Genomic DNA, 10233 nt, shown 5'->3' on the forward strand with positions numbered 1-10233 from the left:
CTGCCGCCCTGCCGCCCGCTGCGCGCCCTGCACCACGGTGGTCCCGTAGGCATTGTCGGGCGCCAGGATCGCCAGGCGGGTGAGGCCGGACCCGACCGCATAGCTGACGATCCGCTCCGCCTGTTCGCCCGGGGTGAAGCCCAGGATGTAGACCCCGTCGCCCGCCACCTGGCGGTTGGAGGAAAAGCTGATGACCCCGAGGCCGCGGGACTTTGCGACCGGCGTGGCGGCGCGCGTGGATTCGGCGAACAGCGGGCCGACCAGCAGCACGGCGCCCTCGACCGCCGCCTCGCTGGCCGCTGCCGCCGCCCCGTCCGGGCGGCCCTTCGTATCGCGCGGCAACAGGACCAGCTTCGCCCGCGGCTGGTCGAACACCGCCATCTGGGCGGCGTTCAGCAGCGCCTGCCCGACGGCCTGCTGCGGTCCGCTCAGCGGCGCCAGGAAGCCGACCCGGATCTGGTCGTCCGCAGGGGGCTGCAGGACCGTGCCGCCGGCGTCGGTCTGCCTGCTGCTGGCGGGCAGGGTGTTCTTGGGAACGCTCGCCGTGGCGCCCTGGCCCGCGCTACCCTGCTGATTGGCGCAGGCTGCGGCCGTCAGGCCGAGCGCGGCGAGCAGGATCAGCGGGCCCGCGCGACGGATGCGCATGGCGCCGGCGCGGAGCGGGGTGCGGGGTGAGCGGCAGGGGCGGCGGAGAGACTGGCGATGGGTCGACACGGCAAACGGCCTCTTCCTCGGGGGCGGCGGGCATGACCCGGCGGATCGGGACACGGAACGGGCACAGTCCGGACGAACCGGGGCTGGACGAACCGGGGCTGGACCAACCGGGGCTGGACGACCCGGGTGGCTCGACACCGGTACGGTCCGATCCCGCCGCCAGTCCCGCAACCGCTAACGCGGACGGCACGCCGTCGCGGGCGGCGGCGCAGGACGGGCTGGCGGATGATCGCGTGCCGGATGCACTGGCCCCCGGACTGTATATCGTCGCCACCCCGATCGGCAATTTGCGGGATCTGACCTTCCGCGCACGGGACGTGCTGATGCGGGCCGACGCGATCCTTTGCGAGGACACGCGGGTGACGGCGAAGCTGTGCAACGCCTACGGCATCGCCCGGCCGCTGCGGCCCTATCATGACCACAATGCCGCGCGCGTCCGGCCGGCGATCCTGGAGCGGCTTGCCGACGGCGCTGCACTGGCCCTGGTGTCGGATGCGGGCACGCCGCTGATTGCCGATCCCGGCTATCGCCTGGTGCGCGAAGCGCGGGACGCCGGGATCGCCGTGGTGCCGATCCCCGGTGCGGCGAGCCCGATCGCCGCCCTGAGCGCTGCCGGGCTGCCCACCGACCGCTTTCTGTTCGGCGGCTTCCTGGGCCAGAAGACGGAGCAGCGCCGGCGCGCGCTGCGCGAGGTCGCGGCCTTGCCGGTGAGCCTGGTCTTCCTGACCGGCGCGGCACGGCTGCCGGCCGTGCTGGCGGACATGGCGGCGGAGCTGGGCGCCGACCGTGAGGCGGTGGTGGCGCGCGAGATCACCAAGCGGTTCGAGACCTTCGACAGCCGGCCGCTGGGCGAACTGGCTGCCGCTTATGGAGAGAGCGGCCCGCCCCGGGGCGAGGTCGTGCTGCTGGTCGCACCGCCGGATCCGGCGGTGGCAGCGGCCAGCGAGGACGATCTCGACGCTGCCCTGCTCGCCGCCCTGCCCGGTTCCAGCGTGCGCAGCGCCGCCGACGAGGTGTCCCGCGCACTGGGCCTGAAGCGCCGCCGGGTCTATGCCCGCGCGCTGGAGCTGCGCGACCGGGCCGGAGCGGCGGGCGGCAGCGGCCCGGTTGGCGGCCCAAGTGGCGGCCCAGATGGCTGCGATGACGGCGAATGAGCGGTCCGCGCGACAGCGGCGCTGGCGGGACGGGCGCAGGGCGGAAGCCCTTGCGGTCCTGTGGCTGCGCCTGAAAGGCTATCGCGTGCTGGCCCGCAACTGGCGCCATGCCGGCGGCGAGGTCGACATCATTGCGCGGCGCGGCGGCGTCATTGTGGCGGTGGAGGTGAAGCGGCGCGCCGACGAAAGCCGGCTGGCGGAGGCCCTGGAGGGGCTGGCCCGCGGCCAGCAGCGCCGCATCGCGCGGGCGGCCATGGCCTTCGTGCAACGGCATGCCGCGCGCGCGTCCGGCGACCGGGCGGCGGCCGTGCCTGCATTGCGCTTCGACCTTATAGTCGTGCGCGGTTGCCGCCTGCGACACCTGCGGGATGTCTGGCGGCTGGATGATTGATCCCGCGACCGGAAGGGTGAACACCATGAAGGTCTTACCGGCGATTTCCCCGGCGCCGCGTGCCGGCGCAAGGCCGCCCCTGCTCGCCGCCGTCTCGGCGGCGGCCCTGCTGCTGAGCGCTGCTGCCTGTTCCCCGGTGGGCACCGTTGTCAGCGGCGTGACCTCCGGTGCCGCGGCGGCGGTGGAAGGTGCCGCCAATATCGGCGCCGCCACGGTGCGGGGGGTCGGCAATGTCGGCAGTTCGGCGGTGGATGCGGTCAGCGGCTCCGACGACGACGATGACGACTAGGCGCCCAGCGCGGCACCGGCTTGCCTTGTCCAGACTGCTCCTGTCCAGACTGTTCCTGTGCGTGACGATCCTGGCACTGCCGGTGCTCTCGGGCTGCACGCCCGTGGGCACGGCGATCGGCGCCGCCTCCTCGGTCGGCGTCGCCGCGGTGCAGGAGCGCAGCCTGGCAGATGCCGCCACCGACACCCGGATCAGGCTGGACCTGAACGACATCTTCCTCAGCCGCGACCTGGCCCTGTTCAGCGCCGTCGGTTTCGCGGTGGTGGAGGGGCGGGTGCTGCTGGTCGGCAATGTGGCCCGGCCGGAGGATCGCGACTATGCCGCCCGCGAGGTCTGGGCGGTCAACGGCGTACGGGAGGTGATCAACGAGTTGAAGGTGGGCCCGGCACCCGGCCTGTCGCAGATCGCCGACGACCGCTGGGCCGCCACCAGCCTGAGCGCCAAGCTGCTGGGCGATGCGGCGATCGCGGACGTGAACTACTGGGTGCTGGTCAATGACGGCACGGTGTATCTGCTGGGTGTCGCCCTGTCGGAGGGCGAGGCGGAGCGGGTGGTGGACCATGCCCGGGAAGTGCCCGGCGTGCGATCCGTCGTCAGCCACGTGATCTTGAAATCGGACCCGCGGCGCGCAAGCTGAATGGGAGCGGGGTCGGTCGGGATCGCGGGTTGCGCCGTTGCAGCACCGGCAAGGGATGGCGGCTTGGAGGCATCGGACTTGGTGGCGGATGGCGTATCGGCAGGGGGCTTGGAGGGTCGGATCCCCGATGGAACCTGAAGAAGCGCTGGCTGCGCTGCAGAAGATGGGCGAGGGGCCCGATGACGGGATCGAGCTCATCGAGGCTGCCCTGCTGCTTGCCGCCCGAGATCGTCCCCATGTCGCGCTGGACCGCTATCGCGCCTATATCGACGAGATCACCGGCCTGCTGAAGCAGCGTCTCGACACCGGCGACGAGGAACCGGTCACCGCACTGATCCGGACCCTGGCCGACGACCATGGCTATCGCGGCGACCAGCGCAACTACGACGATCCGCAGAATGCCAACATGATCCGGGTGATCGACCGGCGGCGCGGCCTGCCTGTGGCGCTGGGGATCCTCTATATCGGCGTGGCGCGGCGTGCCGGCCTGCCGGCGTCAGGGCTGAACTTCCCCTCGCATTTCCTGATCTCGGTCGACAGCGCGGGCACCCGCCATGTGCTCGACCCGTTCTATCACGGGCGGCGGCTGGAGGCAGGGCAGATGCGCGACATCGTGCGCAAGGTCGCGCAGGTGCCGGACCTGCTGCCGGAATTCTATGCCCCGGTGGAAGACCGGGCGGTGCTGCTGCGGCTGCAGAACAACGTGAAGATCCGGGCGGTCCAGAACGGCCAGATGAAGCGCGCCGCGCAGGTGCTGGAGGCGATGGTGGCGCTGGCGCCGAGCCATGGCGAAAGCTGGCGCGAACTGGGGCTGCTGCGCGCGCAGGCGGGCGAACTGCGCGGCGGGGTGGAGGCCCTGGAACGGTCCCTGGCGCTGCCGGGCGACGAGGTCGAGCGCCACCGCACGGCGATCCTGCTGCAGCAATTGCGCAGCAGCATGAACTGACCCTAAAGTCCGCGCCGCCCGGGACCGCCTCGCCCGGGATATGGGGGAGTAACGAGATGGGCCTTGCCGTCGCGATCCAGATGGATCCGATCGAGGGGATCGACATCGATGCCGATTCCACCTTCGTCCTGGCGCTGGAAGCCCAGAACCGCGGCCACCGGCTGTGGCACTACCTGCCCCGCGACCTCTCCTTCCGGCGCGATCCCGGTTCGCCGGCGGGCCTGGTGCAGGCCCGTGCCCGTCCGCTTGAGGTGCGCCGCGAGAAGGGCCGCCATTTCTCCCTCGGGCCGGCTGAACTTCTGGACCTGGCGACGATGGACGTGGTGCTGCTGCGCCAGGACCCGCCGTTCGACATGGCCTATATCACCACCACCCACGTCCTGGAGCATATCCACCCCCGCACCCTGGTGGTGAACGACCCCGCGTCGGTGCGCAATGCGCCGGAGAAGCTGTTCGTCACCCAGTTCCCGGGGCTGATGCCGCCGACCCTGATCAGCGCCGATCCGGCGGCGATCCGGGAGTTCCGGGCCGAGCATCGCGACATCATCGTCAAGCCGCTGTACGGCAATGGTGGCGCGGGCGTGTTCCACCTGCGGCCGGAGGACGAGAATCTCGGCGCGTTGCTGGAAATGTTCACCGAGCGCGGCCGCGAGCCGGTGATCGTGCAGCGCTACCTGCCGGAGGTGCGCCAGGGCGACAAGCGGATCATCCTGGTGGAGGGCGAGCCGGTCGGCGCGATCAACCGCGTGCCGGCGGAGGGCGAGGCCCGCTCCAACATGCATGTCGGCGGCAAGCCGCTGCGTGCGGAACTCACCGCGCGCGAGCGAGAGATCTGCACCGCGATCGGACCCACCCTGCGCGAGGCCGGGCTGACCTTCGTCGGCATCGACGTGATCGGCGACTGGCTGACGGAGATCAACGTGACCTCGCCCACCGGCCTGCAGGAGGTCAACCGCTACGACGGCGTGGTGCTGGAGGCCCGCATCTGGGACGCGATCGAGGCGCGTCGCGCCGCCCAGGCGGCGGCCTGAAAGGGTAGCCTCCCGCCTTCTGGCGCCCGGCGGTCAGTGCAGGGCGACCTGCAGGTCGACGAAGCGCGAGCCCGACGGCCCGACGATGCCGGCATGGGCGATGCGGACCCGGTTCAGCTTGCCTTCCAGTTCCCGCTGCCAGAAGTCCAGGAACCGGTGCAGCACCGGGAAGCGCGGCGCCATGTCCATGTCTTGCCAGACATAGGTCTGCAGCAGGGTCGGATGGTCCGGCATGTGGTAGAGGATCTCCGCCGTGGTCAGGCGGTAGCGGGTGATGTCGAGGATGCGGCCATCGTCGATATTGCCGGCCGCTTCCGGCGCCAGGACGCCACCGTCCTGGCTCTCCAGAAGGCCCGAAGGCCCCTTCCGGTCCATGGTCATGCGCCAATGCCTCCACTTTGTTCTTGTCGATCGGCAAGTTTCGCGGCCGCGCGACGACAAGGTCAAGCCGAAAACATCAGTCATATCAATGTGTTAGCACTCATCACGAAAGAGTGCTGCCAAGCCTTGACAGGGTCTGCCTGATTTCCTACGTGTCTGGCACTCGCCGGCGGGGAGTGCTAGCAGTCCTTGCCGGGGCGGGAAATCAAGCAATTTCGATGCAGTTGGCGGCGTCCGGACCGGGTCCGGATCTCCTCAGGGGAAGGAAGCGCCCGCGGCGCCGCGCACCTGCAGCTACCGAGGAGAGGCAGCATGAAGTTTCGGCCCCTGCACGACCGCGTCCTGGTGCGGCGCCTGGACAGCGAGGCGAAGACCGCGGGCGGGATCATCATCCCCGACACCGCCAAGGAGAAGCCCCAGGAGGGCGAGATCCTGGCCGTCGGCGCGGGTGCGCGCGACGAGGCCGGCAAGCTGGTGCCGCTCGACGTGAAGGTGGGCGACACCGTGCTGTTCGGCAAGTGGTCCGGCACCGAGGTCAAGATCAACGGCGAAGACCTTCTGATCATGAAGGAAAGCGACATCATGGGCGTGATCGAGGGGACCGCCGCCCCGAAGTCGAAGAAGAAGGCCGCCTGATCCGGCGCAGCCGCTCTTGAGCCCTCCGGTGGCGACGGCTGTGCGGGGACCGGTCCGGTCCCGTCCGCTTCAGCCGCACCGGGATCCCTCTCCGCCAGTCGCGCCCGGCGCGACGTGCCTTCGGTGCGTCGGCCACGGGACGGCTGCGGACCTGACAGGAGACTGAAAGACAATGGCAGCGAAAGAAGTAAAGTTCGCGACCGACGCCCGCGCCAAGATGCTGAAGGGTGTCGACACCCTGGCCGACGCGGTGCGCGTGACCCTGGGCCCGAAGGGCCGCAACGTCGTGATCGAGAAGTCCTTCGGTGCGCCGCGCATCACGAAGGACGGCGTGACCGTCGCCAAGGAGATCGAGCTTTCCGACAAGTTCGAGAACATGGGCGCCCAGATGGTGCGCGAGGTCGCGTCCAAGGCGAACGACCAGGCCGGTGACGGCACCACCACCGCGACCGTGCTGGCGCAGTCGATCGTCAAGGAAGGCGCCAAGGCGGTTGCCGCCGGCATGAACCCGATGGACCTGAAGCGCGGCATCGACCTGGCGGTCGAGTCCGTGGTCGCGGACCTGCAGAAGCGCTCCAACAAGGTCACCGGCCACAAGGAAGTCGCCCAGGTCGGCACCATCTCCGCCAACGGCGAGTCCGAGATCGGCGAGATGATCTCCCGCGCGATGGAGAAGGTCGGCAACGAGGGTGTCATCACGGTCGAGGAGGCGAAGAGCCTGGAGACCGAGCTGGACGTCGTCGAGGGCATGCAGTTCGACCGCGGCTACCTGTCGCCGTACTTCATCACCAATGCCGACAAGATGGTCTGCGAGCTGGACACCCCCTACATCCTGCTGCACGAGGGCAAGCTGTCGAGCCTGCAGGCGCTGCTGCCGGTGCTGGAATCGGTGGTGCAGTCCTCCAAGCCGCTGCTGATCGTGGCCGAGGATGTCGAGGGCGAGGCGCTGGCCACCCTGGTGGTCAACAAGCTGCGCGGGGGCCTGAAGGTCGCGGCCGTGAAGGCGCCGGGCTTCGGCGATCGCCGCAAGGCGATGCTGGAGGACATGGCGGTCCTGACCGGCGGCCAGGTGATCTCCGAGGATCTGGGCATCAAGCTCGAGAACGTCACCCTGGGCATGCTCGGCACCGCCAAGCGGGTCACGATCGACAAGGAGAACACCACGATCGTCGACGGCGCCGGCAAGAAGAAGGAGATCGAGGCCCGCTGCAACCAGATCAAGGTGCAGATCGACGAGACCTCCTCCGACTATGACCGGGAGAAGCTGCAGGAGCGGCTGGCGAAGCTGGCCGGCGGCGTTGCGGTGATCAAGGTCGGCGGCGCCACCGAGGTCGAGGTGAAGGAGCGCAAGGACCGGGTCGACGACGCCCTGCACGCCACCCGCGCCGCGGTCGAGGAAGGCATCGTCCCGGGCGGCGGCGTCGCCCTGCTGTACAGCGTCAAGGCACTGGAGAAGCTGAAGGGCGGCAATTCCGACCAGCAGGCGGGCATCGACATCGTGAAGCGCGCCCTGCAGCAGCCGGTCCGGCAGATCGCCGAGAATGCCGGCATGGACGGCGCGGTCGTCGCCGGCAAGCTGCTGGAGAGCAAGGACGTCAACTGGGGCTACAACGCCCAGACCGGCGAGTACGGCAACCTGATCAAGGCCGGCATCATCGACCCGACGAAGGTCGTGCGTGTCGCCCTGCAGGGCGCGGCGTCGGTCGCCGGCCTGCTCGTCACCACCGAGGCCATGGTCGCCGAGAAGCCGGAGCCGAAGGGTGCCGGCGGCGGCGGCGGCATGCCCGACATGGGTGGCATGGGCGGCATGGGTGGCATGGGCGGCATGATGTAAGCTGCCGGCCTCTCCATAGAGCCGAAATCGGGGAAGGGCCGCCGGGCAACCGGCGGCCCTTCTTCCGTTCCGGCCCTCTTCTTCCGTTCCGGGCCGCCCTATTCCGCGCCGCCCTCCGCGCGCATCTGCCAGATCTGCTCGTAGGCGCGCTCCAGGCAATGGGCGGTCAGGCGCATGTCGACGAGCCGGGCCTCCCGGATCGCCGCGGGCAAACGGGAACGATAGGCACGCAGCCGCGCCGGATCCGCCGCCAGTGCGACGGCGGCCTCCACATACGCCTCCGGGGTGGCGGCAACCAGTTCGGTCAGGCCGGCGGTTCGCAGGATGCTGCTGCCCAGCCGGCCGGGCAGCCGGTCGCCGGCCAGGGTGATCACCGGGACCCCCTGGCGCAAGGTCTGCAGGCAGGAGAAGTTGCTGCTGAACGGGATGGCGTCGAGCGCCAGGTCGACCCCGTTCATTGCGGTGGGGAAATCGGTGTCCCGCCGCACCGTCAGGCTGTAGCGCTCCGGCCCGATGCCGTGCGCGGCGAAGCCGTCGCGGATCTTGCTCTCGACCAGGTCGGACAGGAAGGGCGTGTTGTAGGCGAACACCGCCTGCGGCAGCCGGTGCAGGATGCGCGACCAGAGCGCCAGGGTCGCCTCGCTGATCTTGTAGGCGGATGCCGGGCTGCCGATCGTCAGGCGGGCATTGGTCAGGATCGGCGGCGGTACGGGCGGAGGCGGCTGCGTCATCTCCACGACCGCGCAGACGGATTGCGGCAGGGCCAGCAGGCGCGCGGCGCCGGGCTCGATGAAATCGCCTGGAGCGAACAATTCGGCATCGCCGATGACCCAGTCCAGAAGCGGCCCGTATTGCGGGATCAGCTTGTTGCTCCAGCCGACCTGGATGCGCGCGGGCCGGTAGGCCAGGATGCCATTGCGCTGGGCGTCGCCGGTGCCGCCCAGGTCGACCAGGATGTCCAGGTCGTCCTGCCGGATCAGGTGCGCGGCCGCGCTGTCGCTCATGCCGTGCAGGTCGCGGAAGGTGCCGAACTTCGGCACCACGGTGCCGCGCCCCAGCGGCCGTGCGCCGCTGGAATAGGCGAAGCTCTCCAGCCGGTCGGGATCATGGTGGCCCAGCGGCTGGTAGTCGGACGGGAAGCCGAAGGCCGGCGACATGTAGCCCACCCGCAGCCGGCGGTCCGCCGGCCGCGGCCCCTGCGGCGGCAGCGGCGCGCCGCGCATCACCGCTGCCAGGTGCTGCGCCCATTGCCGGCCGACCGCGGCGACCCCCTCCCGGTTGAGGTAGGACACGAACGGTGCCCAGAAGGTCATCAGGGAATAGGCCTGGTGCCGGGCATGGACCCCGCGCGACCGGCGGGCCAGGTCCCAGGCCAGGCGGAAGGCGCGTTCGCTGTCATGGGCGTTGTGGGCGATCCGGACGGCGGTATGCAGAAGGCTGTTATGGTCCGGATGGCGGGCCAGCAGGTCCTGCACAGTCGCCAGGGCCTCGCCGTAACGGCCGGCATTGCCGGCCGCCACTGCCCGCTGCCAGGCCGCCTGCATCGCCGGCGGCAGGTCCGGATCGCCGACGGCGTCTCCTGGCGGGTTCTCCGCCAACCTGACGGTCCTCAGCTCCCGGCGCCCTGGACGGCGCGGTTCCAGATCTCGACCAGCGCTTCCTCCAGGACCCGGGCCAGGGTGGCCGGGTCGGCGATGCCGGCCTGCCGCACGGCGGCCGGAAGCATCGTCCGGTAGCGGGCCAGCCGCTCCGGATCGGCGCATAGGTCGCAGGCGGCACGGATCGCGGCCTCGCCATTGTCGGGCCAAGGGTCCACCACCAGTTCGTCATGGCCGATCGCCGCCAGGATGCTGGCACTGCGCCGCCGCGACAGGCGGTCGCCTTGCCAGGCGAGTACCGGCGCGCCGGCGGCGCAGAGGCCCAAGGTGTCGTAGTCGCTGCCGCCGGACAGGCTGTCGACCACCAGATCCGCCCGGGCGAGGACCGCCTGGCGCGGTTCGCCCGCCGTCAGGGTGATCCGGTGATTGTCGATGCCGGCGGCGGCGAAGCCGCGCAGGATCCGGTCGGCAGCCAGGTCGCTGGGCCGGCCCGCTGCTACCAGGAACCGTGCGCCGGGCAGGCGGTCCAGCAGCCGCGCCCAAAGGGCGACGCTGGCGGCATCGATCCGGGCGCCGTCGGGCAGCGCGGCCAGGACGGGATGCGCGGCACCGGCGGCGGCGG

Annotated in this window: 11 protein-coding genes and 1 pseudogene; 8 read left to right on the forward strand and 4 right to left on the reverse strand. The window is 70.5% G+C overall.

Annotation, left to right across the window (positions count from 1 at the left end; genetic code table 11):
• Positions 1-645, reverse strand: a 645-nt coding sequence (locus ACFOGJ_RS22175; protein WP_379904702.1) for an ABC transporter substrate-binding protein, incomplete at its 3' end; no start/stop codon positions are given.
• Between the two features lie 101 nt (positions 646-746).
• Between ACFOGJ_RS22175 and rsmI the strand changes: the two genes are divergently transcribed.
• The 6 genes from rsmI (at position 747) to gshB (ending at position 5162) form a co-directional block, all read left to right on the forward strand.
• Entirely contained in the window at positions 747-1868 is a 1122-nt protein-coding gene (gene rsmI / locus ACFOGJ_RS22180) for a 16S rRNA (cytidine(1402)-2'-O)-methyltransferase (protein ID WP_379904704.1), read from the forward strand.
• A complete protein-coding gene (locus tag ACFOGJ_RS22185) occupies positions 1855-2259 on the forward strand; it encodes a YraN family protein (protein ID WP_379904706.1) in 405 nt (134 codons plus the stop codon). Before rsmI ends, ACFOGJ_RS22185 begins: the two co-directional genes overlap by 14 nt.
• Before the next feature lie 25 nt (positions 2260-2284).
• On the forward strand, positions 2285-2548 hold the full coding sequence (locus ACFOGJ_RS22190) for a hypothetical protein (RefSeq protein ID WP_379904708.1): 264 nt from the start codon (positions 2285-2287) through the stop codon (positions 2546-2548).
• 25 nt (positions 2549-2573) lie between these two features.
• Entirely contained in the window at positions 2574-3185 is a 612-nt protein-coding gene (locus ACFOGJ_RS22195; protein ID WP_379904710.1) for a BON domain-containing protein, read from the forward strand.
• 127 nt (positions 3186-3312) lie between these two features.
• The gene (locus ACFOGJ_RS22200; protein ID WP_379904712.1) at positions 3313-4131 is read left to right on the forward strand and encodes a SirB1 family protein; all 819 of its coding nucleotides are present in this window, start codon (positions 3313-3315) and stop codon (positions 4129-4131) included.
• Between the two features lie 56 nt (positions 4132-4187).
• Complete coding sequence (gene gshB / locus ACFOGJ_RS22205) at positions 4188-5162, forward strand: glutathione synthase (protein WP_379904714.1); 975 nt, start codon at positions 4188-4190, stop codon at positions 5160-5162.
• A 33-nt stretch (positions 5163-5195) separates the two neighbouring features.
• Here the strand turns inward: gshB and ACFOGJ_RS30345 are convergent, their stop codons facing one another.
• On the reverse strand, positions 5196-5543 hold the full coding sequence (locus tag ACFOGJ_RS30345; RefSeq protein WP_449288599.1) for an usg protein: 348 nt from the start codon (positions 5541-5543) through the stop codon (positions 5196-5198).
• A 312-nt stretch (positions 5544-5855) separates the two neighbouring features.
• Here ACFOGJ_RS30345 and groES point away from each other — a divergent pair, with 312 nt between their 5' ends.
• Together groES and groL are read left to right on the forward strand one after the other, a co-directional pair.
• The gene (groES, locus tag ACFOGJ_RS22215; protein ID WP_379904716.1) at positions 5856-6179 is read left to right on the forward strand and encodes a co-chaperone GroES; all 324 of its coding nucleotides are present in this window, start codon (positions 5856-5858) and stop codon (positions 6177-6179) included.
• A 172-nt stretch (positions 6180-6351) separates the two neighbouring features.
• On the forward strand, positions 6352-8013 hold the full coding sequence (gene groL / locus ACFOGJ_RS22220; protein WP_379904718.1) for a chaperonin GroEL: 1662 nt from the start codon (positions 6352-6354) through the stop codon (positions 8011-8013).
• 98 nt (positions 8014-8111) lie between these two features.
• Here the strand turns inward: groL and ACFOGJ_RS22225 are convergent, their stop codons facing one another.
• Together ACFOGJ_RS22225 and ACFOGJ_RS22230 are read right to left on the reverse strand one after the other, a co-directional pair.
• Positions 8112-9611 (reverse strand): O-linked N-acetylglucosamine transferase family protein, encoded by a 1500-nt coding sequence (locus ACFOGJ_RS22225; RefSeq protein WP_379904720.1) that lies wholly within the window; start codon positions 9609-9611, stop codon positions 8112-8114.
• Positions 9612-9622: 11 nt separating this feature from the next.
• A pseudogene (locus ACFOGJ_RS22230) lies at positions 9623-10233 on the reverse strand (hypothetical protein); the annotation flags it as partial.

Source organism: Marinibaculum pumilum (assembly GCF_042646425.1).
Taxonomy (GTDB): domain Bacteria; phylum Pseudomonadota; class Alphaproteobacteria; order Ferrovibrionales; family Ferrovibrionaceae; genus Marinibaculum; species Marinibaculum pumilum.